Origin of the sequence: Vibrio hepatarius (assembly GCF_018860525.1) — a bacterium.
In the GTDB taxonomy this organism is placed as follows: Bacteria; Pseudomonadota; Gammaproteobacteria; order Enterobacterales; family Vibrionaceae; genus Vibrio; species Vibrio hepatarius_B.
This window is the reverse complement of the sequence record NZ_JAHKPM010000004.1, coordinates 14,115-40,512: the sequence shown is the minus strand read 5'-3', so window position 1 is coordinate 40,512 and position 26,398 is coordinate 14,115. Positions and strand designations below refer to the sequence as shown.

General features: G+C 39.8%; 23 protein-coding genes and 1 pseudogene. 17 read left to right on the top strand and 7 right to left on the bottom strand.

Annotated features, from left to right (window positions below; all coding sequences use genetic code 11):
* Positions 1 to 15: 15 nt before the first annotated feature.
* Positions 16 to 486 carry a CreA family protein gene (locus KO511_RS00345; RefSeq protein WP_215985538.1) on the bottom strand — a complete coding sequence of 157 codons (471 nt, stop codon included), beginning with the start codon at positions 484 to 486 and terminating at the stop codon, positions 16 to 18.
* Positions 487 to 649: 163 nt separating this feature from the next.
* Here KO511_RS00345 and KO511_RS00340 point away from each other — a divergent pair, with 163 nt between their 5' ends.
* A complete protein-coding gene (locus KO511_RS00340; RefSeq protein WP_215985537.1) occupies positions 650 to 1,153 on the top strand; it encodes a flavodoxin in 504 nt (167 codons plus the stop codon).
* 27 nt (positions 1,154 to 1,180) lie between these two features.
* Here the strand turns inward: KO511_RS00340 and KO511_RS00335 are convergent, their stop codons facing one another.
* A complete protein-coding gene (locus KO511_RS00335) occupies positions 1,181 to 1,636 on the bottom strand; it encodes a methylglyoxal synthase (protein WP_215985536.1) in 456 nt (151 codons plus the stop codon).
* Between the two features lie 9 nt (positions 1,637 to 1,645).
* Positions 1,646 to 2,707, bottom strand: a complete 1,062-nt coding sequence (gene torT / locus KO511_RS00330) for a TMAO reductase system periplasmic protein TorT (RefSeq protein ID WP_436840202.1) — start codon at positions 2,705 to 2,707, stop codon at positions 1,646 to 1,648.
* 17 nt (positions 2,708 to 2,724) lie between these two features.
* Between torT and torS the strand changes: the two genes are divergently transcribed.
* Positions 2,725 to 5,610, top strand: a complete 2,886-nt coding sequence (gene torS, locus KO511_RS00325; RefSeq protein WP_215985534.1) for a TMAO reductase system sensor histidine kinase/response regulator TorS — start codon at positions 2,725 to 2,727, stop codon at positions 5,608 to 5,610.
* A gap of 73 nt (positions 5,611 to 5,683) precedes the next feature.
* On the opposite strand, the gene KO511_RS00320 is transcribed toward torS, so the two are convergent.
* On the bottom strand, positions 5,684 to 6,832 hold the full coding sequence (locus KO511_RS00320; protein WP_215985533.1) for an iron-containing alcohol dehydrogenase: 1,149 nt from the start codon (positions 6,830 to 6,832) through the stop codon (positions 5,684 to 5,686).
* Positions 6,833 to 6,998: 166 nt separating this feature from the next.
* On the opposite strand from KO511_RS00320, the gene KO511_RS00315 reads away from it, so the two are divergent.
* Entirely contained in the window at positions 6,999 to 7,874 is an 876-nt protein-coding gene (locus tag KO511_RS00315) for an AraC family transcriptional regulator (RefSeq protein ID WP_215985532.1), read from the top strand.
* A 264-nt stretch (positions 7,875 to 8,138) separates the two neighbouring features.
* Positions 8,139 to 11,057: pseudogene (locus KO511_RS00310) on the top strand (chitinase C-terminal domain-containing protein); the annotation flags it as partial.
* Positions 11,058 to 11,169: 112 nt separating this feature from the next.
* Here KO511_RS00310 and KO511_RS00305 read toward each other — a convergent pair.
* Positions 11,170 to 11,688, bottom strand: a complete 519-nt coding sequence (locus KO511_RS00305) for a hypothetical protein (protein ID WP_215985530.1) — start codon at positions 11,686 to 11,688, stop codon at positions 11,170 to 11,172.
* A gap of 97 nt (positions 11,689 to 11,785) precedes the next feature.
* Positions 11,786 to 12,154 carry a YgiW/YdeI family stress tolerance OB fold protein gene (locus tag KO511_RS00300; RefSeq protein WP_215985529.1) on the bottom strand — a complete coding sequence of 123 codons (369 nt, stop codon included), beginning with the start codon at positions 12,152 to 12,154 and terminating at the stop codon, positions 11,786 to 11,788.
* Positions 12,155 to 12,310: 156 nt separating this feature from the next.
* On the opposite strand from KO511_RS00300, the gene KO511_RS00295 reads away from it, so the two are divergent.
* Genes KO511_RS00295 through modC form a run of 4 tightly spaced genes read left to right on the top strand, consistent with a single transcriptional unit; the run spans position 12,311 to position 16,342 of the window.
* The gene (locus tag KO511_RS00295; RefSeq protein WP_215985528.1) at positions 12,311 to 13,783 is read left to right on the top strand and encodes a cobyric acid synthase; all 1,473 of its coding nucleotides are present in this window, start codon (positions 12,311 to 12,313) and stop codon (positions 13,781 to 13,783) included.
* Positions 13,780 to 14,538 carry a molybdate ABC transporter substrate-binding protein gene (gene modA / locus KO511_RS00290; RefSeq protein WP_215985527.1) on the top strand — a complete coding sequence of 253 codons (759 nt, stop codon included), beginning with the start codon at positions 13,780 to 13,782 and terminating at the stop codon, positions 14,536 to 14,538. The genes KO511_RS00295 and modA overlap by 4 nt, the downstream gene beginning before the upstream one ends.
* Positions 14,539 to 14,549: 11 nt before the next feature.
* Positions 14,550 to 15,236, top strand: a complete 687-nt coding sequence (modB, locus tag KO511_RS00285; protein ID WP_215985526.1) for a molybdate ABC transporter permease subunit — start codon at positions 14,550 to 14,552, stop codon at positions 15,234 to 15,236.
* Positions 15,236 to 16,342, top strand: a complete 1,107-nt coding sequence (modC, locus tag KO511_RS00280) for a molybdenum ABC transporter ATP-binding protein ModC (protein WP_215985525.1) — start codon at positions 15,236 to 15,238, stop codon at positions 16,340 to 16,342. The genes modB and modC overlap by 1 nt, the downstream gene beginning before the upstream one ends.
* 20 nt (positions 16,343 to 16,362) lie before the next feature.
* Here the strand turns inward: modC and KO511_RS00275 are convergent, their stop codons facing one another.
* Positions 16,363 to 16,809, bottom strand: a complete 447-nt coding sequence (locus tag KO511_RS00275; protein ID WP_215985524.1) for a DUF3069 domain-containing protein — start codon at positions 16,807 to 16,809, stop codon at positions 16,363 to 16,365.
* Between the two features lie 172 nt (positions 16,810 to 16,981).
* On the opposite strand from KO511_RS00275, the gene KO511_RS00270 reads away from it, so the two are divergent.
* The 9 genes from KO511_RS00270 (at position 16,982) to KO511_RS00230 (ending at position 26,381) form a co-directional block, all read left to right on the top strand.
* Entirely contained in the window at positions 16,982 to 17,917 is a 936-nt protein-coding gene (locus tag KO511_RS00270; RefSeq protein WP_215985605.1) for a GGDEF domain-containing response regulator, read from the top strand.
* 232 nt (positions 17,918 to 18,149) lie between these two features.
* Positions 18,150 to 18,521 carry a late competence development ComFB family protein gene (locus KO511_RS00265; RefSeq protein WP_215985523.1) on the top strand — a complete coding sequence of 124 codons (372 nt, stop codon included), beginning with the start codon at positions 18,150 to 18,152 and terminating at the stop codon, positions 18,519 to 18,521.
* 12 nt (positions 18,522 to 18,533) lie between these two features.
* Entirely contained in the window at positions 18,534 to 18,815 is a 282-nt protein-coding gene (locus KO511_RS00260; RefSeq protein ID WP_215985522.1) for an HlyU family transcriptional regulator, read from the top strand.
* Between the two features lie 258 nt (positions 18,816 to 19,073).
* The gene (locus tag KO511_RS00255; protein WP_215985521.1) at positions 19,074 to 20,612 is read left to right on the top strand and encodes a Re/Si-specific NAD(P)(+) transhydrogenase subunit alpha; all 1,539 of its coding nucleotides are present in this window, start codon (positions 19,074 to 19,076) and stop codon (positions 20,610 to 20,612) included.
* Positions 20,613 to 20,623: 11 nt separating this feature from the next.
* Positions 20,624 to 22,000, top strand: a complete 1,377-nt coding sequence (gene pntB, locus KO511_RS00250; RefSeq protein ID WP_215985520.1) for a Re/Si-specific NAD(P)(+) transhydrogenase subunit beta — start codon at positions 20,624 to 20,626, stop codon at positions 21,998 to 22,000.
* A 125-nt stretch (positions 22,001 to 22,125) separates the two neighbouring features.
* A complete protein-coding gene (vxrA, locus tag KO511_RS00245) occupies positions 22,126 to 23,601 on the top strand; it encodes a sensor histidine kinase VxrA (protein ID WP_354668141.1) in 1,476 nt (491 codons plus the stop codon).
* Positions 23,576 to 24,235 carry a response regulator transcription factor VxrB gene (gene vxrB / locus KO511_RS00240; RefSeq protein WP_215985518.1) on the top strand — a complete coding sequence of 220 codons (660 nt, stop codon included), beginning with the start codon at positions 23,576 to 23,578 and terminating at the stop codon, positions 24,233 to 24,235. The genes vxrA and vxrB overlap by 26 nt, the downstream gene beginning before the upstream one ends.
* On the top strand, positions 24,235 to 25,107 hold the full coding sequence (locus KO511_RS00235; RefSeq protein ID WP_215985517.1) for a DUF2861 family protein: 873 nt from the start codon (positions 24,235 to 24,237) through the stop codon (positions 25,105 to 25,107). The genes vxrB and KO511_RS00235 overlap by 1 nt, the downstream gene beginning before the upstream one ends.
* A gap of 59 nt (positions 25,108 to 25,166) precedes the next feature.
* A complete protein-coding gene (locus tag KO511_RS00230) occupies positions 25,167 to 26,381 on the top strand; it encodes a conjugal transfer protein TraF (protein WP_215985516.1) in 1,215 nt (404 codons plus the stop codon).
* Positions 26,382 to 26,398: the final 17 nt, after the last annotated feature.

Here is a 26,398-nt window from a genome sequence, read left to right as displayed (position 1 = left end):
ATTTGGCCCTTATGTTCATTTTGGCTCTGCAGAAACTGAATATGCTTTTGTTTCCCAAAGAGGGACGGTAGATAAACTGTGTTTGAAACTGCCTTCAGTTTCTTTAGTGGTATAAGACAAATAGAGTAACGTTTGATTTTCTGAGTCGTAAATACGCCTAACTTTCATTGACTTAAAGAAAATACTTTTAGATTTCCTAAATACCACTTCACCGGATTTACTTTTATCAATTTTAGCGATCATATCTGCAGTAATATCACCAGTTTGTCGACATGAAATTGAACTATCACTAGGATCGGCCAAACTGAAATCGGCTTCTACAGAAGCAATGTGGCAGGTTACGCCAGTCACAATATCATCTTTTAGGTTTTCTATTTTGATGTCCTTTAAGGTAAATAACCCTAGGCTAACATCGCCCACTTCATTGTTATCACACGCTGTAAGACCGAGTGAAAGCATGGTTATTGTTGCCACTTTTCTTAACATGATTTATCTGCTCAAAGTATTTTCTTGATTCTGTCGATTAGAACAGTTTGATAAAGAATATGCCAGCTTGAAGCTTTATATGTAATTAAAAACACTTGTGACGTCATGCTCTTGTCGCTAAGCTTCCTTTCATGTCTCTCCTTCAATCTTATTCAGCTAACATATGAATCGCATATTAAATGAGCTAACTAATATCAAAAATCAATGGTTCAACCAGCATGTTGATGTTGACTTTCCAACTAAAGAAAGTTTGTTGGGGAGAGATTTGTTTTTATCTGATGCCAATGCTCGTTCTAGCTATCAACTAAAAGCATTACCACAAACTAAGTCAGAATATGCGGAAGATGAAATATTTAAAGTGGATTTTCACCGCTTGACCGTTATGTTTTCATTGCTACAATCACAGCGCTGGAACAGTTCAACAGATCAGGCTTTAGTGGTCGAGTTCTTAAGTCAGATAATCTTTTCTCCGCCTTGTGATCTTTATGTCGGTTTTCTTCACGGTGAACCAGCAGCAGCTGCTGTTGTGACCAAACATGGTAGTTCTCTACTTGTTTCCGACATTGTTACAGCTTATTCTAACCATGAGCCTTTTCTTTCAACTCTGCTTAATCACTCATCATTAGACATTGAAAGATATGCGGATATCTACATTGAGTCCCTATAAGTTATCGATAAAAGTGACTTTACGTGTCTATGTACGTTCAGAAAGGTAAGCTTGATAGTCCGGTATTTCAATGCAAACCTCAGACTCTATCAGATCCGATGCAATAAGAAAATTTGCAGTGGCGCGATTGGCTGCGACGGGTATGTTCCAAACACTTGCAATTCGCAGTAATGCTTTTACATCTGGATCATGGGGGACAGAATTTAGAGGGTCCCAAAAAAATATAAGCAGGTCAATTTTACCTTCAGAGATCAACGCACCTAGTTGTTGATCGCCCCCCATAGGCCCAGAAATCATACTTTTAATTGTTAATCCTGTTGCTTTGCTAAGCATCGCTCCGGTAGTACCAGTAGCGTACAGGGCATGGCGCTTAAGTTTTTCTTTATATTCATTGACCCAGCGAAGTAGCTCAGGCTTATAATTATCATGAGCGACTAGGGCTATGTGTTTGTGCTTAGGCATGATGCGCGTGGTTTTTTTCATGATATATTCCTATTCGCTGATGTAAAAAGTTGGACGATACTCAGAGGGAGACAAAGATTCTGATATCACTACTGGGTCTAAATGCTCGGGTGTGAGTCCTTCTATGGCAGGGGTTTGTTTTGCTTGATATGGTTGACCCCTTAAATAGCGTACAGCTTGCTGAATAGACATTCGTCCCTGTTGTACCATTTTATCGGTAGGCGCAAATTCTACCCGTTCACGCAGCAACCCGCGGTAGACTCCATGACTTAAATAAGTAGCAATCAATCCAACATCATCAGCTTTATTGGCGGTACGCAGCTCACTTATCGCAGCCTCGATGGCAACAGCGCTACCCACGATATAATCAATATCATTCCTCTCTATGAGCTTTTGAACTAGGTTACGTTGTAACTCTTTGTCATTGTCTGCCCAGTAAGATTCGACTATTTGAACATCACTGTTCTGAATTTCACTCAGCAGTCCTTTCATCACTGGCATGGTACCACCACTAGATTCAGGGCCAAGTAACAATGCGATATTGGTTTTCCCTGAACCCGGAGGATGTTTATTTTTAAGATATTGGCCAACATAGCGTCCCATTAGTAGCCAATCGACTCCCACTTGGCCTTTTAATTGCTGACTATTTTCTTCTAGTGTTAGTGCATTGACAATTGAAAATATTGGTATTTTTCCAATAAACTGATTTATATTGTTTTTGTAAAGGTTGGGACTTACGGTACCTAAAATAATTGCATCAGAATTCCAAAGACGACAACTTTCGAACTGCTTTTTCTGCTTTTGTTTGTTAGGGTAGCCACCTGCTTCGAAAACTTTTAGTTCGACTCCAAGTTTAGTGGCTTCGTTTACCATGCCATAATTAACTGATAGCCAATAGGAGTCTTTAAGATGTGGATATAAGGCGCAGAGTTTGATGGGATTCTCAAATGCAAAGACTCGATCCGACCACATTGAGATTAGAAAAAGTGTAACGACTAGGGTTCGTTTAAAGGAGAAAACTGAAAGCATGAGATATATCGTTACTAATAAGTCCATAAACACTGAAGAATATAGCCTATTATCAACAAGCAAAGAAGTGTAGTGGCTAAATGTTGTTAGAAAAGGCTAGTATTGGAAAAAAATTATTATTTGCGTTTGTTTCTATGGCAATGTTAGTGGTTATTTCTGCTGCTATCGGAGTGATCGGCTTCTCATCAGTCGCTAAAACGGAGCGGCAAGTGGTCAATTCAGCGCTACCTTCTATGATCGAAGCAAGACAGGTTTCTGAACTCAGTGCGCGTATTATTTCCTCAGTTCAAACTCTCTCCAATGCTAAAACTGAGCAAGAACGGCAGCAATCTGGTAAAATTCTATTTACTCAGTTAGAAAGCTTATTATCTCATACAAAGCAATTAGGTTCTGATTCCTTTGATTCGACATTACTTGTTAGGCTAGAAAACGATCTGCAAAGGGTTATTAATACTCTAGCGGAACTGGGGCTAGTCGTAGAGAAAAAACTGTATTATGAGAAAAAATTATCCTCGATAACAGAAGTGCTGCGCCAGCAGGCAACGGAGCTTGAGCTTCTCACAGGTACACAAGTTTCAAATACAAGTGCTAATGCTGTCGCGAATATTACTCAGATTTATAACTTACTTGAAACTAACCAAGCAGAAAAGGTTTATCAGGCTCTAGATACACTAGTAGAAGTAGACCTAGATCGTTCAGAGCGACTACACGAATTACATTTACTCGCATTTAAAGTGTTGAACCATATCGAGGAAACCAGAACGACTTCTAATATTGATCGAATTTACAGTATTGAGAAAGAGTTTCTATATAACCTAGACATAATGCAGCGCCGTGTCAAAACAGTCGAAGATCCTACACGCTTACGTCAGATGGCTGATTTATTGGAGCAATTAGAGCAAGGAAGTATTGTTTTCGAGTTCTTAGCTCAGCGCTATCAAAGTGAACACTCAGCACAAATGCTACTGCGAAATACACTGATCCAGTTTACTGACTTAAATAGTACAGTAGCAAAACTAATTGATGACTCAAATAAGGCGACGAGCCAATCAGTTGAAAAGCTGAATAAAACGTTAAAGTACTCACAGTTAAGCTTGGTTGTAATTACAGTCGTTGGTATGCTGATTGTTGCCATCATTCTATGGAAACTAGTTTATATCTCAGTGATTAAACGACTAGCAGAATATTCCTCAGCGTTACTTTTAATCGCCAAAGGTCATTTAAACATTGATATTAATGTTTATGGAAGCGATGAATTAGCGAATATGGGAAGAGCGATTGTTAATGCACGAGACACAGCAAAATCACTTAAAGTTGTAGCAGAAAGTGAAACCCAAGCTAAGCGAGACTTACAACAACATAAAGAGCATTTAGAAGAAATTGTTACTGAAAGAACCCATCAACTTGAAAATGCCAACGAACGCCTCAATCAAGAAGTTGTAAACCATGAAAAGGCTAGATCGTTAGCTGAACAGGCCAACCGAGCAAAATCTACATTTTTGGCGACGATGAGTCATGAAATACGAACACCACTAAATGGTGTACTTGGAACAGCTCGCTTATTAAAAGATACGATCCTGACCTCTAAACAAAGTCATTTTGTTGAAGTTATTAACCGTAGTGGTTCGACATTACTCGCCGTTCTAAATGACATTCTTGATTATTCAAAAATTGAAGCCGGTTTTTTGGAAATAAGGCCTACTGACTTTTCAATTCACGAAGTGATTGAAGAGGTTAAACAGTTACTAGAGAGTAAGGCACTTGAAAAAAACATTGATATCAGAACCTCTATTGATGGCTCAGTTAATATGTACTTATACGGCGATGTTATCCGTATTAGTCAAGTGTTAACCAATCTAGTGAGTAATGCGGTTAAATTTACCGAGCATGGACACATTGATATCTGTGTAGTTCCAGATCCTTTACAGCCAGATAATACATTATTTGTGGTTACCGATACGGGTATTGGAATCGAAACAGGTGATCAAACAGCCCTTTTTGATGCTTTCACTCAGGCATCAGGAGGGATTCAATCAAAAGGCGGAACGGGACTGGGCTTAGCAATTAGTAAACGTATTGTGGATGCGATGGGGGGGACGTTACAACTAGAATCACAAATAGGTAAAGGAAGTCAGTTTAGTTTCAGTATCTTTTTACCTAATGGGAAAAAAATGCTTCCTAAACAACGTATTTCTGGAGAAAAGCATCCAGCTAGAGTATTACTTGTCGAAGACAATCCAATTAATAGCATGGTTGCGGAGGGCTTTTTAGAAAGTTTAGGACATCAAATTGACATTGCACCCGATGGCAGTTCAGCCCAAAGATTATATCAGCAGAATAGTTTTGATATTGCATTGGTGGATATCAACCTTCCAGATTGTAATGGCGTAGAGCTACTGGATGTACTTAAGCAACTTAAAGGTGACGCCGTCACTAAAATGATTGCTGTATCAGCGCATGTTTATAAAGAAGAAGTGCAAAGCTATCTAAAAGCTGGTTTTGATGGTTTTTTACCTAAACCTTTAGATAAGGATTCATTAGCTGAGATCATTGAAAATACCATGCTAGGTCAAACAATAACACAACAGAATAACCACCAGTTGCATAGCGAACTCTCCTTGGATCGCGTTATTAACTCAAAAATAATAGAGCAAGATACTCTGATTTTAGGCCCTAAAAAAATGAAAGAGATCATAGAAATATTTGATGATACTGCAAATTCAATATTGAGGTCTCTGCAAGATGCACTTGATGAAACAAACTCAAAGCAAATAAAAGCGCTTGTGCATAAGCTGAAAGGCTCTGCAGGCAGTTTAGGGCTCAATGAATTGTACGATATATGCTTAAGTATCGAAAAGTCAGAGCATCCAACTAAAGCCTATAAGCATGTCCAGTCAAAATTACCAACGCTGATTCAACAGTCAATCCAAGCGCTATACCAAGTAGTAAGTCAAACGACTAAATAGTGCTAAGTGAAAGTGCTATCAGTTAAATCTAGAAAAAGCAGCGAATGCTGCTTTTTAACTAATTTTAATAAATTTACGCTATAGCATTTGCAAGTATTTGCCGACTTGCTTCAAGAGATATTGATTGATTTTCACCGAGAGCACTCATGCCATGTACCTCTAACTGGCTAACAACAGTATCGATTGCTTGTTGTTTGTTATTTCCATGTTCGGTCAACTTTGTTGGAACCTTCATCTCTTGGTAGAATCTTTCTATTGCATCAATTGTACGTTCAGCTAAATCATCAGATTGCTCTAAACCAAATACATTGATACCCATTTGTTCAAGCTTCAAGCGTTTATGTTGGAGCTGATTACGTAGCAGAGAAGGTTGTACTATTGCTAATGAGCGAGCATGATCAACTCCCCATAAAGCCGTAAGCTCGTGCCCTATCATATGAGTGGCCCAATCTTGAGGAACACCACTCCCTATTAAGCCATTTAGTGCCTGGTTTGCTGACCACATGAGGTTTGAACGCCACACATCACTATCTCGCTGGTCAAAATTTTCACCCAGTTTTTTTAGAGTGCTAAGTAAAGTCTCAGCATAACCATCTTGAACCATGGCATCATGAGTTGTCGTCAAATATTGCTCGCATACATGGACCCAAGCGTCAACAATACCATTAACCAGTTGTTTATCAGGTAGCGTTTTCATTACATCAGGATCCATTACAGCAAATTTAGGCTGCACATGTGTACTCATAAAAGCTAACTTGTCTTGTGTTGCTGCTTTGGTGATTACCGCTCCCATGTTGGACTCAGACCCAGTTGCAGGCAGTGTTAACACTGCACCAAGAGGCGTAGCATCAATAACTTGGTGGCTACCAGTTAGTATATCCCAGCCATCACCATCATATTTTGCAGCAGCTGCGACATACTTTGAGCCATCAATAACCGACCCTCCACCGACAGCAAGGATAAAATTAATACCTTGTTGCTTCACAATGTTGACGGCCTTATCAAGTGTTTCAATTGTTGGGTTAGCTTCAACACCGGAAAATTCAACCCATTGGTGGTTTTTTAGTGAGTCTAAAACCTGATCGTACACACCATTTCGTTTAATAGAGCCACCACCATATATCACCAATACTTTATCTTCTTGTGAAATAGATGACCGTAATGATTGAATTTGACCTTGCCCAAATACTATTTGAGTAGGGTTAACATAACTAAACTGCATTGTCATTCCTCTTCTACTGGTAATAAAAGCATATTGCTTCAGCCTTCTCTCGGACTATGAGTGCATATTAGTATTTTATTATGCGAAAAAAAATATCGATTCCTCTACTTTTGTTGCCTAATACTACATATTCAGTATTCTTTATATAAATACAACAGGAGGTAATATGAACCTTGCTCAACTGATGCAGCAATACGCAGATATTAACAATTTGAATAACCTTGAAGGTGGGGTACAAACTGAACTCTCTGGTATATGGTTTTATCGAAGCAGTTGCGGTAACTCTCGTCAACCTTTGACCTATCAGTCCGGAGTTATCATATTAGGGCAAGGGCAAAAAAATATTTATGTCGGTGATGAGTCGGTTACCTATGGCCCTAATGATTATTTGGTAGTGGGTGTCCCAATGCCTTTGGAGTGTGAGGCAATCCCTGTTGATGGGAAGCCTTTATTGGGTTTAAGCGTAGATATAGAGCCTCAATTACTGCATCGACAAATCAATATTTTAGAGTCTATGGGCTATATAACAAATAAAACTCCCAGCGATAATGCCTTTGGCCTACGTTCAGTCACAATACAACCCCCAATGCTTGACGTATGCAAAAGACTAATGATAGCGCTCACCAAACCAGTTGAGTTAGCTGTCTTGGGCCAATCATTGAAAGAAGAACTCGCTTATCGTGTTTTAACCAGTGGTGAAGGGCGTGTGTTATTCGATTTAGCTCAACACGAAGGTCACTATGCCAGGGTGGCTAAGGCACTTAGTAAGGTTCACCATAGCTATAGCGAGAACCTTTCGGTGGAAAGGCTTGCTAAAGAAGCCAATATGAGTATTTCTGCATTCCATACTGCTTTTCGAAAAATCACGTTAGAATCACCGATACAGTACATAAAGAAAGTACGTTTGAATAAAGCAAGAGAACTGATTCAGTTAAGCGGTAGACGGGTAAACGATGCTGCAAGGCTCGTGGGTTATAATAGTGTTTCCCAATTTTCTCGAGAATATAAGCGTCATTTTAATCAAACACCTACTGATTTTTAAAGCTAAAATAGGCCATATTTTTACCAATACATAACGGCTTAAGTTTATTTTTTTCAAAAATGACACAATGTTCTCGTCGCAAATTTACTTACGAGATATTGCACTTCAATCAGAAAAACTTGCGAGTCGTTTTATAGATATAACATTTTTATCGATACAGCATCGTGTTCTTTCCTAGAGTTATTTCACAACGAAATTTAAGTTGGCTTAAAGATAAAAAAATCAGCTAATAGTATTAAAACAATAACTTAAAGGATAATTAGAATGCATCTATCGGTATCAAGAGCCCAAAGGCACTTGTTTAAACTCAGTCTACTCAGCGCTTCTTGTCTCGCAGCTTTTCAAAGTTACGCAGCGATTGATTGCACACTCCTAGATAACTGGAATGTGGCAATCGTCTATACAGGTGGCCAGGAAGTTCAGCACCAGAACTATGCTTATAAAGCAAATTACTGGACAAAAGGAGACTCACCAGAAACTCATTCAGGAGAGTGGTCGCAATGGAAGAAGCTTGGGAGCTGTGTTGGGGATAATAATAAAGCTCCTAAAGTGGAATTGACTTCTCCAAAACCTTCAGACTCCATTGAAGCGGGTGAGAAAGTAGTTATCTCTGCCGATGCAAGTGATTTAGATGGAAAGGTTGATAAAGTCATCTTTTCTATTGATGGACAAAGTTTGTTCGAAGATAAAACCATCCCTTATTCAGCAACTTGGAATGCGGTCGTCGGCAATCACAGTATTACTGCTATTGCCTATGATGACAAAGGAGCTCAAAGTACTATGAGCTCGGTAATGGTTGATGTGAGGGACGCACAGCCAGGTAATACGCCCCCAATAATTTCTCTAACCTTATCCGCTAACAGCGTTGATGTGGGTGATACGGTAACGTTTATATCTGAAGCTACAGATGATGATGGTCGTGTTGAACAAGTTGAGTTTTATGTTTCTGGTCAGAGAGTTGGAGCTGTGACCAGCTTGCCTTATACGTTTGATTACAGAGCGTCTACTTCGGGTATTGTGCCTATCGTTGCAAAGGCAATAGACAACCAAGCCGCATCTTCGATTTCATCAGTGATGCAATTAGAAATAAAAGAAGCTCCAACGGTCTCTTCTTGTCGTCCTGATGGTTTATATCAAACGGCTAACGTCAGTGTTCCTTACTGTACGATCTATGACGAAAGTGGACGTGAAAAAATGGGTGCTGACCATCCACGTCGTGTTATTGGTTATTTTACTAGCTGGCGCTCAGGAGACGACCCACAAACCTCATACCTAGTTAAAGATATTCCATGGCAGCATTTAACTCATATTAACTATGCATTCGTCAGTATTGGTTCAAATGGTAAAGTCAATGTTGGTGATGTTAATGACCCTGATAATGTGGCAGTGAGTAAAACGTGGCCTGACGTGGATATTGATCCCTCTCTTGGTTTTAAAGGCCACTTCGGAGCACTAGCCACATACAAACAAAGGTACAATGTAAAAACCTTGATCTCTATAGGTGGCTGGGCTGAAACTGGAGGTCACTTTGATAAAGACGGCAAACGTATTGCAGATGGTGGTTTTTACACTATGACAACCAATTCAAATGGCTCAATAAACCATGCAGGAATAGAAACATTTGCAAATTCTGCCGTTGAAATGATGCGAAAATATAAGTTTGATGGACTAGATATTGACTACGAATACCCTACGTCAATGGCAGGTGCTGGTAATCCAGACGACAAAGACTTTATGGAGCCTAGACGTAAGTATTTGTGGGCTTCGTATCAAGAGCTTATGAAAGTTCTTCGTAACAAATTAGACAAAGCTTCAGCTCAAGACGGTATACATTACATGCTGACTATTGCAGCCCCTTCATCGGGCTATTTATTGCGTGGAATGGAATCGTTTGATGTGACTAAGTATCTAGATTACGTCAATATAATGTCATACGACTTGCATGGAGCTTGGAATGATCATGTGGGTCACAATGCGGCATTATATGATACAGGTAAAGACTCGGAACTGAAACAGTGGAACGTTTACGATACCGCTGCTTATGGGGGGATAGGTTACCTTAATACAGACTGGGCTTATCACTATTTCAGAGGTTCCATGCCAGCAGGTCGTATTAATATAGGTGTCCCATACTATACACGAGGGTGGCAAAATGTCCTCAGTGGAACCTATGGGCTTTGGGGACGGGCGGCATTACCCGACCAAACCCTATGCCCACCAGGCACCGGTGAAGGCGAGAAAAATAATTGCGGTCACGGCGCGGTAGGTATTGATAACATGTGGCATGACAAAGACATCAATGGTAATGAGATGGGCGCAGGTTCAAACCCAATGTGGCACGCCAAAAACCTAGAAAATAATAAATGGGGTTCATATTCTTCTGCATATGGCCTTGACCCAGAAAATGATCCAACTGATCGATTGACTGGTATTTATAAGCGCTACTACGATAGTGTTGCTATCGCCCCATGGCTTTGGAATGACGAAAAGCAAGTTTTCCTATCCATGGAAGATAAAGCTTCAATTGATGTTAAAACTGATTATGTAGTAGATAAAGAAATTGGTGGCATCATGTTTTGGGAGCTAGCGGGAGACTATAACTGCTATTTATTAGATAAGCAGGGTACAAGATCTGGAATTGATAGCTCAGAACAGTCTTGTGAATCTGGTCAAGGGGAATACCATATGGGAACCACAATGACCAAAGCAATTTATAATAAATTTAAATCAGCCACACCATACGGAAATAAACTGTCTACTACACCAATTGCGACACAAGCTCTTGACATCGCTGTTAAAGTTTCAGGCTTCAAGGTAGGCGATCAAAATTACCCGATAAATCCCAAAATTACCTTTATCAATAATAGTGATAAAGAATTACCGGGAGGAACCGAGTTCCAATTTGATGTGCCAGTTTCAACTCCCGATAATGTCAAGGATCAATCTGGTGCTGGTTTATCAGTCATTTCTTCTGGGCACACACGTCCCAATAATATTGGTGGATTAGATGGACCAATGCACCGAATATCTTTTACTTTACCTAGCTGGAAGAATTTACCTATTGGTGGCGAGTATGAACTTGATATGGTGTACTACTTACCAATTTCTGGACCAGCTAATTTCAGTGTGAAAGTTAATGGTGTAGATTATGCCTTTAAATTTGAGCAGCCTGATTTACCTATCGATAGTCAGATTGTTGATCAATATGCTAAGTGATTAATACACTAGGGCCTTGGTACACCAAGGCCCTACAAGCTAAGATCTTAAGTTTTAAGGCTACCTATTATCCATGTTTCTAATATTGGAATCTAACTGACATTGTCACTTGGGGTCCATACAAGCCATTGTTACGTGTTTCTGCGGCAAGCAAGAGCTGCTCGGTGGAGTGAAAACGAATACCTGCATAGAAAACTGAGCTGTCATCATTACGCCCCATTCTACCCGATACTTCGATCTGATCGGCTAGCCACAACCGGACACCAATATTAATTTCGGCAGTGGTATCCTTATTCGCGCCATACTCGGGGGTGTATTTAGTTCGATGGACCAATAACTGACCATATACATCAGCAAACTGGCTTATTGGACCATTAAAGCCGATTCCTCCCGCTAGGTCATAATCTTTGTCGAATTGAGTATCAGCCCGCAAAATAAAGTGGGAATTACCTGTAAAAAGGGCGCTAAGCTCTGCACCAAACATTTCAGGGTTGATCGCCGTTCTTACTTCGAAAAAATTATAGTTAAAGTTGTTTGCATTTACGGTACTTGCAAAACCAGAACATAGGAGTGCGCTGAACAGTTTTATCTTTTTCAAAGTAAGTACTCCAACTCACATCAAGTTTTTGACTGTTAAAATAGACTGCAATAAGTAAGCCAAATATTAACGTAGTAAGAGACGAATTACTTTATGTTTACAAAATATGAATATGATCTACTTCAATTTCTGGAGTATTTCCTCCCTCAAACTTACCAAAAATACGCAAGTTTGTACTTTCATCAATAGACTGACTTAACCTTACCTTATCACTGATTTCAATTTTAATTTCTCTCTTGCCATCAAAAAAAATAAAGCTGCTGATACTTATTTGCCTTATTATATACCCATCAATAATGGCATTTCGTTTGGTAAAAACACTGTTGTCATCTAACAGGGAATCGACAGTCGTTAAGTTTACCGGGCCATTAAATTGAAGGTTTTCTGAAATTCTTTCGTTACTCGCAATAACGGCTACCGGCATGAGAAAGAAGGTCATGACGATCACCAAAATGATTTGCTTCATTTTTTTCCTTTTTATTAATCAATGAATATGCCGCATTATGCCATATAAGAAATAAGGCGACTCTTACAAAACAATGGATGTGAAATTCATAGGTTGAGGCAAGTAGTGCAAAAAAGTTATGATGATTGCTCTACTTAAAAACTTACAGAATGTAATATGCAGAGCCCATTAAAAGCCTTAATGGTTCAAGGTACGACGTCTGATGCTGGCAAAACTGTATTTGTCGCTGCACTTTGCCGTCTCTTAGCACGAAAAGGCATTAGAGTAGCCCCATTTAAACCACAAAATATGGCCCTCAACAGTGCCGTCACCTCTGATGGTGGAGAAATAGGACGAGCACAAGCCGTTCAAGCTAAAGCAGCATGTATACCATCCACTGTACATATGAATCCTGTATTATTAAAACCTAACTCAGATACAGGTGCTCAAGTCATCCTCCAAGGTAAAGCGATTGGAAATATAGAAGCTGTGGGCTACGAGCAATACAAACAAGCCGTTTTCCCAAAAGTGTTGGAATCATTCTCTTTGTTACAACAAGATTTCCAATCAGTCGTCATTGAAGGTGCGGGTAGTCCAGCTGAAATTAATCTGCGAGATAATGACATCACCAACATGGGTTTTGCTGAAGCTACTGACGTACCTGTCGTCCTTATAGCCGATATCGATCGTGGTGGGGTTTTTGCTCACATTGTTGGCACTTTAGAACTGCTTTCAAAATCAGAACAAAATCGAGTTATAGGCTTTATTATCAATCGTTTTCGTGGCGATATATCACTTCTTCAATCTGGACTTGATTGGTTAGAAAATAGAACCTCTAAACCCGTATTAGGTGTACTCCCATTTCTACATGGTTTAGAACTAGAATCCGAAGATAGTATTAATAATCAGCAAAACTTAAGTAAATCTAGTCAACTTAATGTTGTCGTCCCGGTATTGACGAGAATGAGTAACCATACGGATTTTGATGCCCTTAGATTAAACCCTGAAATCCATTTTCGCTACGTAGGAAAAGGTGAGAAAATCGACAATGCTGATCTCGTTATCTTGCCTGGAACAAAATCGGTTAGAGCGGATCTTGACTATCTTCGTGAGCAAGGGTGGGACAAAGACATCAATAGACACCTAAGATTTGGAGGAAAGCTAATTGGGATCTGTGGTGGCTACCAAATGCTTGGTCGATGCATTGTTGATTCTCTAGGAGTCGAAGGGAGAATTGGGGAATCTGAAGGACTTGGTTATCTCCCAATTGATACCGAGTTAACTGCCCAAAAGCAACTCACTAAGTTAACAGCAATACTCAAACTCAATCAAAAGTCTGCTTCAGTAAGCGGCTATGAAATTCATGTCGGCCGGACATCTAGATATGAAACCAACCCCTTAATATTTAACGAACATGAATTGCAACCGATTGATGGTTCTGTTAGTGATTGCAACCAAGTTTTTGGTACTTATTTACATGGCATTTTCGATAAAAAACAAGCACTTGAACTTATCTGTGAATGGGCAGGAACAACACAAATTACTGCCATCAATCATATTCAACAACAAGAAAACACAATAGATCAAATTGCAGATGCAGTAGAAGAACACATTAACTTAAACGGAATTTGGCCAGAGCTCTATTCATGAATCGAAAAAACCATATTGGATCTCGAATTCTTTCAAGCTTTGCTTTGTTATGTATATCAACTCATCTTAGTGCCACATCGATTAATATTTATGCTGCATCTTCAATGACTAACGTTGTTACAGCTCTAGCTGATGCTTATTCTACTAAAACAGGCATTACTGTAGTCCCTGTGTTAGCCAGCTCTTCCTCGCTTGCTAAACAAATTCTAGCGGGTGCGCCTGCTGATATTTATATTTCCGCAAATACTCACTGGACTCACCACCTTATACAAGAGGGAAAAATAAATAATGATGATGTCATCAACATAGCAACGAATCAACTTGTCGTCATTTGTTCCGTCACACAACGCAAAACATTAGAACTTGCTAATGCTGAACAATGGCTGGACTACTTAGTTAATAAACGACTTGCTATTGGAGATACTCGGGCGGTTCCTGCCGGAATATACGCAAAAGAGGCTTTACAAACATTGGGATTATGGCAAACCTTGCAAGGACGATTAGCGCCTGTCAGCAATGTACGACTAGCGTTGATGCTAGTCGAGCGAGGTGAAGCCCCTTTGGGTATTGTTTATAGGACAGACGCTTTGATAAGTGATAACGTTAAGGTTGTTGCTACTTTCCCCTCATCTAGTCATACAGCAATAACATATCCTATGGCGATAATGACCAATAATGTTGCCACACACAATTTGGCTGAGTTTATCCAAAGTGATCAGGGACAATCAATATTTAAACGTTACGGTTTTCTCTAGGAGATAAAGACGTGCTTTCCAATTATGAATTTCAAGCTCTAATGCTTAGCCTGAAAGTTGCGTTTTATACTATTATTTGGCTGTTGCCAATTGGAATAGGGCTTGGTTGGCTTCTTGCGAGAAAACAGTTTTGGGGGAAAAGTGGGTTAGATAGCATTATTCATTTACCATTGGTACTTCCCCCTGTGGTGATAGGATATTTGCTGCTTATCTCTATGGGACAACAAGGGTATATTGGTCAATGGCTTAATCAATATTTCGGCATTGTATTTTCTTTCAGTTGGAAAGGAGCAGTGCTTGCCAGTATGGTTGTAGCATTACCATTAATGGTCCGCTCTATTCGGTTAAGCATAGAAAATGTTGACCCAAAACTTGAACAGGCAGCAGCAACATTAGGGGCATCGCCGTTGAAGCGTTTTGCCACGATTACCTTACCCTTAATGAGTTCCGGAATAGTGACTGGAACTTTACTCTCGTTTGCACGAAGTTTAGGTGAGTTTGGTGCCACTATCAGTTTTGTATCTAATATCCCAGGAGTGACTCAAACCCTTCCTCTCGCTATGTTTTCTTCAATAGAAACACCAGGGGCAGAAATTGAGACTATGCGGTTGTGCATCATTTCACTATTTGTTGCTCTATTGTCGTTGCTTGTTTCGGAACTATTATCACAGCAATGTACCAAAAGGTTGAAAGAATAATGAGCAACATACATGTCAGCTTTAAACAGTATTTCAGCGATCAGAGTTTTGATATTGATGTTACCATTCCCGCTAATGGAATTACCTCGGTATTTGGTAAATCAGGGGCAGGCAAAACCTCATTAATTAATGTCATTGCTGGATTGAACACTCCAGTTGAGGGTAAGGTGACTGTTTCAGGTAAGACCTTTTTCTGTTCTAAAACCAAAGTAAATATCCCGATACATAAACGTAGGGTTGGTTATGTGTTTCAAGAGGCAAGGCTATTTCCTCATTATCGAGTCAAAGGTAACCTTCTATATGGTGTGATTCATCCAGACAAACATCATTTTGATAAAGTCGTACAACTACTTGACTTACACTCATTGCTTAGTCGATATCCGAGTCAACTATCAGGGGGTGAAAAGCAACGGGTGGCAATTGGGCGGGCATTACTGTCAAAACCATACGTATTATTAATGGATGAGCCACTTGCATCACTTGATAAACCATTGAAAAATGAGGTGTTACCGTATTTAGAGCACTTAGCACATGAAATGAAGCTTCCCATCATCTATGTCTCGCACAGCTTATACGAAGTAGTACGCCTAGCTAATCATATGGTTGTCCTTGATAACGGAAGAGTTCTCGCGTCAGACACCCTTGAAAAAATATGGGCGACACCTATCTTAGGACAATGGGGGCAATCAAGAGATCAAAGCTCACTCTTCGAAGCTACCTTAATAAATCACAATACAAATCATGCCTTGTCTCAAGTTCAACTCGCAAATGATGTATGCCTTTGGGTACAGAAACTCGAAGTGGATATTTCATCAAACCTCAGGGTACAAGTCAGAGCTTCTGACGTTTCGATCGCCTTAAAAAAACCATATAAAACATCGATACGCAATATTTTAACTGCAAAAATTGTTGAGATTAATACATCAGTAGATGGGGTTGAGCAAAAAAATGTCTCGGTTAAATTAGAGCTAGCAGAACAGTGTTTTCTGTGGGCAAGTATAACGATTTGGGCAATGGATGAACTTTCATTGCAAGTCGGTTTACAAGTATTCGCGCAAATTAAAGGCGTCAGCGTGACACAAAAAGATATTGTTTTGCATCCATAGCCACGCTGAACAAAGCAGTATTAATAGCCGCTTTCTTGAATAAACACCTGAGTAAAATCACGTTTCAGCAATGGATCTCGACGAGCTTTTTTTATCTGTTTTAGCATGTCTTTGATACAATTGTGCATTACCTGTTCAACCACTTCAGTTTGATAACTTTCTTTTTCCTCATTAGTCATATTTTCAGGTAATGCTTGCGCCTGAAGTTCTTCTATAACACTCAGGCCTGCAAAAGCTTGACTGACAGAAACTAAGGCGTGAAATTGCTCAAAGTTATCCAGAATATTTTGAGCACTTGGTGGAAGCTCGCTCCAAGCATTACGTACAATATCTTCTGAAGCGTCATGGATTGAAGTCACCATAATGTGCATGGTTTCTGGAACATTATCAAATTCTATAACGCGGCGAAGTTCTTCTGGCACGCTAGAAAGATCAAAGTGGGTAAGATTTTGGGTTTCTTCGGACATCAGATTTATCTCATCAATAGTTACAACTTATGTGTATGTTATCGTAAAAAATCCACATAAAATGTCAACCATGGTGGAGGAAGTAGTAAGCATGGATTATTCTTTACTATAAGCAACTGATTTTCAAAATTTAGTTTATAAGGTATCTTGCGTGAAACTGTCTGGTTCTTCGATGAAAATTCTCCTAGTTGATGACGTGCAAATGGAGCGCATGCAGTTGGCTATTCGCCTGAAACAACTGGGTCATACGGTTGAAATGGCCGCATCTGGTGAACAAGCTTTAGAGTTGTATCCAACTTTTGAACCCGACCTTATCTTATTGGACATTTCAATGCCAAATATGGATGGCTTTGAAGTTTCTCAGTGCATACGTTCAATGTACGAAGAGTGGGTGCCGATTATTTTCCTTAGTAGCCATGACGAACCTGCAATGATAGCGAACGCTATAGAGGCAGGTGGTGATGATTATTTAACTAAACCCGTCGATAAGTTAGTACTGGGCTCAAAACTCGTTGCTATGCAAAGAATCGCTTTTATGCGGCGAGAATTAAAGCAGAAAACCTCTGAGCTTGCGAAAGTAAATCAAGAATTGGAAAAGCTAGCTAGTGAAGATGGGCTAACTAAAGTTAAGAACCGACGTTATGTAGATGAAAAACTAAAAGAGATGATATCCATTCATGGTAGGCATGGTTTACCACTAAGTTTAATTTTGTTAGATGTTGATTACTTTAAACTCTATAACGATAACTACGGGCATATCGAAGGCGATAAGTGTTTGATCGAGATGGCACAAGCGTTAGCCCTGCTGTTTTCTCGCAGCGGAGAAATCGTTGGAAGGTACGGTGGGGAAGAATTTGTCGTCGTATTAGGACATGTCGACGAGGAAGATGCAAAACAACACGCCATGAGAATACAGTCGACTATTGAAGCTCTTGCCATTAAGCATGAGTATAGTGGCGTGTCAGATCTCGTTACAGTGTCACAAGGTGTTTGTTGCTTTAATCCAACTGGAAAAGAAGGACCAGAAGAAATATATACATTAGCAGACAAAGGCTTATATGCATCGAAAAATGCAGGTAGAAACCGTTTTACCTTTGTTAGCGAGTGACAACGATAAAGTGGGAACGGTACTTAATCTCTACTTTAATTTATGAAGCCAGAGGTTTTTGGTAATACATGGGCTTAATGACTCAGTTTTATCTGATGACATCCCTAACTTTTTACTAAAATTGGTTATGAAAAGGTGAGTAATAACTAAAAGGTAAATAGATTTAGTACATCTATGTTTTACTGTTGGCAAATACTCAAGAATAATCTAAATCTTAAAGGGGTTAAGGTTTATGAAGATTAGTGTTGATGTTCATAACTATATGGAAACACTTGTAGGGCAAGTTTTAGCCGACAGTGAATATGCTGACCAACTCGATCATGAGCAACTCGCCGACCTAGCCTGCCTAGCTCTGAGCCAACTTCGCCCTGTATATATTCGTTACGATATCGATTTTCTTTCAGCATTGTCAGAAGAAAGATTAGTTGTACTTAAACGTTATTCTGAAGACGCCGTAAATACTTCACTTCCGATGATCATTGACGATAGAAGAAATACACGTAAAGATGAGGTCCCAGTTATGTTCAGCAAACCACGGTTCGATGACGATACTGAACTTGAGTGGTTTGAAAAACCACTTGCATCAAACCATAAAGATACTTAAAGGAGTTAATTGGTGGGTTTATTTTCTGTACTTTTTGGTCGCAGCAAAAAAGAACAACATAAAGTTGAAGTACAACCAACAGAATACAAGGGTTTTCTAATCTATCAAGAAGCACAACCTGAGGGTGGCCAATACCGTATTGCTGGCAGAATCACGAAACATATTGAAGGTGAGATGAAAGAACATCGCTTCATTAGATCAGACGTATTGATTTCGGAAACAGATGCAAACGATTTCATGCTAACAAAAGCCAAAATGTTCATAGACCAAACCAGTGGTGATATTTTCAATTAAATTTGATTCTGCTTTGTAAAAAATCACATACAAGCCATCAGTCATTAGCTTAGCCACTAATGGCTTTTTGCATTTAGCCGATTAACCTCTCACTTTAGTATGAAATGCCCACCTTATTTCTCTGTAATATAGGAAATAAAACGTTATCGCCAAGTATATATCACTACATTTTGTATTTTCGAAACAAAATACTTGAAGTTAATGTGAGCCTTCGATACAAACGATGAATCATTGTTGTTAAGTAGCCAAGGAATCACTATGCAGATCGGGGTACCAAAAGAAATACTCGCAGGTGAAACGCGAGTGGCAGCTTCTCCGAAGTCAGTAGAGCAGTTGTTAAAGTTAGGGTTTAACGTCCATGTTGAATCAAGCTCTGGGTCTCTTGCCAGTTTTGATGATGCTGCATTCACATCTTCAGGCGCCACTATTGGCACCAAAGATGACGTGTGGTTGTCAGATATTATCCTTAAAGTAAATGCACCAAGTGATAAAGAAATAGAACTAATTAAAGAAGGTGCTACCCTGATTAGCTTTATTTGGCCTACTCAAAATACAACGTTATTGGAAAAACTTTCGGCTAAGAAAATTAATGTGTTAGCAATGGATTCTGTACCTAGAATCTCTAGAGCCCAATCTCTTGATGCCTTATCTTCAATGGCGAACATTGCTGGTTACCGAGCTGTTGTGGAGGCCGCCCATGAATTTGGCCGTTTCTTCACGGGACAAATTACAGCAGCAGGTAAAGTACCTCCAGCTAAGGTACTTGTCGCAGGAGCGGGGGTTGCTGGTCTCGCCGCTATTGGGGCTGCTGGCAGTTTAGGTGCCATCGTCCGTTCTTTCGATGTCCGACCCGAAGTCAAAGAACAAGTCCAATCCATGGGAGCAGAATTCCTTGAAGTTAATTTCAAGGAAGAATCAGGATCAGGAGATGGATACGCAAAAGAAATGTCAGAAGCATTCAATAAAAAGGCCGAAGAACTCTACGCTGACCAAGCTAAAGACGTCGATATTATTATTACTACTGCTTTAATCCCGGGAAAACCTGCACCCAAACTGATTACCAAGAAAATGGTAGACAACATGAAAGCGGGTAGTGTCATAGTAGATTTAGCAGCTGCCAATGGTGGGAACTGTGAATATACAAAAGCAAACAAGGTGGTGACCACCAAAAATGGTGTAAAGATCGTCGGTTATACTGATATGGTCGGCCGTCTTCCAACACAGTCATCTCAACTTTATGCAACGAATCTTGTCAATCTTCTTGCATTACTTTGTAAAGAGAAAGATGGAAATATTCACATAGACTTTGATGATGTCGTACTGCGAGCTGTAACTGTTATTAAAGGAGGTGAGGTCACTTGGCCAGCACCGCCGATTCAGGTTTCAGCACAGCCACAACCAAAGTCGATAGAAAAATCTATAAAAACTGACGATAAAAAAAATCAGCCTGTTTCAAAAACCAAAAAATTCGTCGCTTTAGGAGTTGGTTTAAGTAGTTTTGCATGGGTAGCCTCTGTTGCGCCCGCTTCTTTTCTATCACATTTTACCGTTTTCGTATTAGCTTGTGTCGTTGGTTACTATGTAGTTTGGAATGTTACTCATGCTCTACACACACCGCTTATGTCCGTAACAAATGCGATATCAGGTATTATCATCGTTGGCGCTTTATTACAAATAGGTCAAGGTAATGGAGCGGTCTCTTTCCTCGCCTTTATTGCGATATTAATAGCTAGTATCAATATTTTTGGTGGCTTTACCGTCACAAAGCGAATGCTTAATATGTTTCGTAAAGATTAGGGAGTACACGAATGTCTGCAGGATTAACACAAGCAGCTTATATTGTAGCTGCATTATTCTTTATATTGAGCTTAGCTGGGCTTTCAAAACAAGAATCTGCCAAGTTTGGTAATTATTATGGTATTGCTGGTATGGCGATCGCTCTGATTGCTACAATCTTTGGACCAGAATCGCAGGGTTTTGTCTGGATCATTATTGCTATGGCGATAGGTGGAGCAATCGGTATTCACTATGCCAAGAAAGTCGAAATGACAGAAATGCCGGAACTGGTTGCGATACTACATAGCTTCGTTGGTTTAGCCGCCGTATTGGTTGGCTACAACAGCTATTTGGATGCGCCAGAAATAGCTACGCATGCAGAGCATGCCATTCATTTAGTCGAAGTGTTTCTTGGTGTATTCATTGGGGCCGTAACGTTTACTGGTTCAATAGTGGCGTTCGGTAAATTACGTGGACTCGTATCGTCCTCACCTCTCAATTTACCTCATAAACACAAGATGAACTTAGCAGCAGTGATTGTTTCTGCCTGGTTACTGACGCGTTTTATTAACGCTGATGGAAGCTTATTCGCCTTATTTTTAATGACACTTATTGCCTTAGCATTTGGTTATCATTTGGTGGCGTCTATTGGTGGAGCAGATATGCCTGTAGTGGTCTCAATGCTAAATTCATATTCAGGGTGGGCAGCCGCGGCTGCAGGCTTTATGCTTGCTAATGATTTACTCATAGTCACAGGTGCACTTGTTGGTTCATCTGGGGCTATACTGTCGTACATAATGTGTAAAGCAATGAACCGATCTTTTATCAGTGTTATCGCAGGCGGTTTTGGTCAGGACATATCTATTTCGAAAGATGTGGACCACGGTGAACATCGTGAGTCAACAGCCAATGAGGTAGCCGAATTATTAAAAAATTCTAAGTCCGTAATTATTACACCTGGGTACGGAATGGCTGTAGCACAGGCGCAATATCCAGTGCATGAAATTACTGAAAAGTTAAGAGCGAAAGGCGTTGATGTACGTTTTGGTATTCACCCAGTCGCTGGACGATTACCTGGTCATATGAATGTGTTACTGGCCGAAGCTAAAGTACCTTATGATATTGTTCTAGAAATGGATGAAATTAATGATGACTTTGAGGCAACCGATACTGTATTAGTCATTGGTGCAAACGATACTGTTAATCCCGCAGCTCAAGATGACCCTACCAGTCCAATTGCAGGAATGCCTGTACTTGAAGTTTGGAATGCGAAGAAAGTTATTGTGTTTAAGCGCTCAATGAATACAGGATATGCAGGCGTTCAAAACCCACTTTTTTTTAAAGACAATACTCAAATGCTGTTTGGTGATGCTAAAGAGAGTGTGGACGCTATATCCAAAGCTCTGTAAGATGGAGTTATAAGTAGGAGCCAGCAACAGCTGGCTTCTTTCGTTTCATGGTTAATATTATTGACACCAATATCACATTGCAAACTTATATTTTTGCGATAATACTTAACCCTAAATCTAACCTACTGAATTATAGATTTTTTGCATTGAATAGAACGCTTCTCAACATAATGGCACTTATTATTGCAAGTGTGTGTAATACGGCCAACGCAAGTTCACTACCTGAGCGGATTGATCAGTTTGTTGACTCGTTCAATCAAGATATTTTCACCGCATCATATGATATTCGTATTTTACAGTCAGATTATCCAACGCGGTTAATTACTCCAGATTCAATGTTACCTCAAACATCTTCATATCCATTACGAGACATACAGCGCCTGTATCAAATCGCTCAAAACTGTACAGGTAAACTGCCTTTAAGTCCCTTAATAACAGAGCCTTTAGTCTTTACACGTTCCATGTGTAAAGGAACAAAGCTAAGTCAAAAGTGGTTTGCACGAAGTGGTCTTATACATCCCGGTGGAGGGACGTATGCGAAAAGATATGCGGAATTACACCCTGATAAACAGAAGTTTCTTCAGCAGTATATGCATATAAAAGAGAGACCACTTGCCCCAAGAGTTACTCTCTTAGGTCGTTTGCAAAGGATGAATGAAGAAACCATCATGGCCTTAATCTCAGGGTCGAGCATGTTTCTAGAGCAAGGGGAACTATGGTTACGTCAAAACGATAGCTATCTTGTTTACCCAGAAAGTACTTGGAAAAAAAACGCCGATGATGCCGGCTTAAGTGTCGCACTTAAAGGGGAATCAACCAGCTGCTTTGTTAAACGAGGTAACTTATGCTGGGATGTTCAGGACCATTCAGAGGTTCTTCGCATCAGTATGGTCGTACTAGTCATTGCAAATATATTGCTTGTTCTTGGGTGGGCGGTTTACCGTTGGAACACCAAAAGACAGGAAATGAAAAGTCGCATGTTGATTCTCCAGATACTCACACATGAACTTAGAACCCCAATTGCGAGTCTATCTCTAACAGTAGAAGGGTTTCGGCGTGAATTCGAGAAACTCCCGGAGACTGTATACGATGAATTCCGACGTCTTTGTGAAGATACTCGCCGTTTAAGGCAACTTGCAGAAGCAAGTAAAGATTACCTTCAATCTGACAACAAGCCACTTGCTACAGAGTGGGTTCCATCGGTGAAAGAATGGCTTGAGTTTAAGGTTGATGAACAATTTGATAACAAAATAAAACTCAGAATTAATCAAGATGTGGCAGCAAAGCTAAATGTGTATTGGTTGGGTGCCTGCATCGATAACTTAATACGCAATGCCATAAAATATGGCATTGCACCCATTGTACTGGATATCAGTACCGAAAATAATTTAATTACCGTTAAAGTCATAGACCAAGGTGAGTTAACTCAAAAAGATTGGCGTCAATTACGACAACCATTTGTTAGTAAAGCTGGTCTTGGTTTAGGCTTAACTATCGTTGAATCGATGGTGAGCAGAATGGGTGGACGAATGTCACTCACTGGCCCACCGACAACGTTTATATTGGAGATACCTTGTGAAACAGACACTGCTTCTTGTTGAAGATGACAAAAATCTGGCCGATGGCCTGTTAGTAAGCCTGGAACAAGCAGGATATGAGTGTTTTCACGCCGAAAGCATTGCTGATGTTGAACAATATTGGGAAAAATCAGATTTGGTGATTTTGGATCGCCAGTTACCAGATGGTGATTCTGTGGAACACCTCGTTGGCTGGAAAGCCATTAAAGACGTCCCAGTAATTTTGCTTACCGCTTTAGTGACAGTGAAAGATAAAGTCACTGGCTTAGATGCTGGAGCCAACGACTATTTAACCAAACCTTTCGCGGAAGCAGAACTATTTGCACGTATTCGAGCCCAACTCAGAGCACCAGAGTCAGAAGCTCACGACGACAATAAGGTACAGACAGAACACCTTTTAATTGATAAAGCAACGCGTGAAGTATTTTATAAAGAAGAATCCATTACGTTGACGAGAACAGAATTTGATTTGCTACTATTCTTAGCTAGCAACCTTGGACGTGTTTTTACTCGTGATGAGTTATTGGACCACGTTTGGGGATACAATCATTTTCCAACCACAAGAACCGTCGATACTCATGTTTTACAACTTCGTCAAAAATTACCTGGGCTAGAAATCGAAACTCTTCGTGGCGTTGGTTATAAAATGAAGGCCTAATGAGACTTAAAGTACTATTAATTGGCGCAGTAGTTAGTGCGCCTATATCTGCTGCCAATACGTTATGGTTTGAAACAAACTCACCATTGATTCAAGCACATAAGTATTTACTAAATAATGATCTGCCAGCAATGTTTACTGCTTTGGTAGAAGTTTGGCAACAGGAAAAAAATCAGGGCATATCACCTCACCTTAATGAGCTTTTTCAGCAATCACTCCGAGTAGACTGCGGAAAAGGTCTTGACTCAAGACCTTTTCCCGATTGGGTAAAAAATGTCACGGTCAGAGCAATAGATACTCAAAGCCCAGGAAGAGACTCATATAGGGCCATTGTAGAAGTATCATCGAGGAAAGAGATTTCTGATATTTCTTTGACTCGCTGGGTTCAAAAAAGTATCTCTGCAGATCAATCTTTTGTTGACCTCACTCAAGATGAAGCACCACTCAGATCTTACGTAAAACGTTACAACTTAAATAGTAAAATTCCTATGGGGCTTTACCGTATCGATATAACTGCGAAAGATCAAACATCTTGGAGTTCTTGGTTGGTATTTGGTGAATCAAAAGCAAAAGTGACCATTCGTTGGCAATCAAAAGATCAGTGGCGCGTCGAGAGAAACGCACTATTAAATAATCATTGCCCTTTGCCTAAGCTTGATGCTTCACTTTATGACTATATTGATGGTCAGTATAATAAAGTGTGGGGAGAATCTTATGAATCTGATTACCCAACAGCGCTAGAAGCCAATATTGTCCCACCAGATCGTTATGTATTGGCAGTCTCAATGACACATAAAAGGTGGCAAGGTCCAATAATTGTTGAACAATCCCAAATTATTAGTAAAACATATGATATTTCTATAGAGGAATAACTCAAGTTCATACACAATAAGACGATATAAACCACAGGGATGAAGAAGTTTATATCGATATGAAAAATTCAATAAAAATCTTAGTATTGTCTTTAGCATCTATTTCTGTTCAATCTTATGCGGCAACCTATGCAGTGGAAGCAAGAGGAGATTCAATGGGGGGTACTGGTGTCGTATCTGCTGACTTTTTAACCGCTCCGTTTTACAACCCCGCGATTACCGCAATTTATCGTCGTAATGATGATGCAGGTATGATTATCCCATCGGTTGGTTTAGCCTATAATGATGAGCATGAAATGGTTGATGGTCTCGAAAAAGCGGCTGATATTATAAATGAAGCTGTTAGTTCGAATAATATTTCCTCAACAGATGCAGCTAATCTGCAAACAACTTTGGATGGTTTAGAAAATGATATCGCTAAGCTTGAACTAGGGGGGGTAGTTGCATTTGCACTTCCTAACAGCTGGTTAGCTGCCAATATATTCGGCAAAGCTTACATTGAATCTTTCGCACAAACGGATATTTATACAGGTGCCAACACAGGGAACTCTGACCTCAATACTGCAGTCAATGCGGAGTTAAGTGCTGTCAATGCTGTTGCAATTGGAGTAACAGAAATAGGGATATCATTAGCCAAATATCAAACCTTTTTAAACCAACATATTTCATTTGGTGTATCTCCCAAAATACAACGTATTTATACTTATGTATATACCGCCAACCTTAACAATTATGACATTAAAGATGTTCGAGACAATGGCACAGGCGATACTATGTTCAATATGGATGCAGGTTTTTTATGGTTTCGTGGTCCATTAAGGGTTGGTGTGTCAGCCATGAATATTGTTTCTCGTGACATTACTACCCAAGAACTCGCAGCACAAACACTGACATCACAAATAGATAATAGCCAATCTAGAACAACACCCGCAGTGTCTTATTCATATAAAGTTAGGCCGCAATATACGGTTGGTTTGGGGTTGGTCGCTGATTACTCTGCATTGAGCGTCGACTATGACATTAACGAAGATGAACGTTACACTAACTTTAAAGACAACACACAGTATGTAAGAGTAGGGGGAGAGGTTGATATTATGCGTCAGTTAAAATTACGCGCTGGTTGGCGCCGTAATCTTGCTTACGATAACTTAGATGATACCTTCACTGCTGGTATTGGACTATCACCACTTAATTTATTTCAAATGGATATTGGAGCAAGCTATACAAACGAAAACTCCATGGGCGTATACATAAACTTTCTAGGCAGCTATTAACCAAATCAAACGAATAA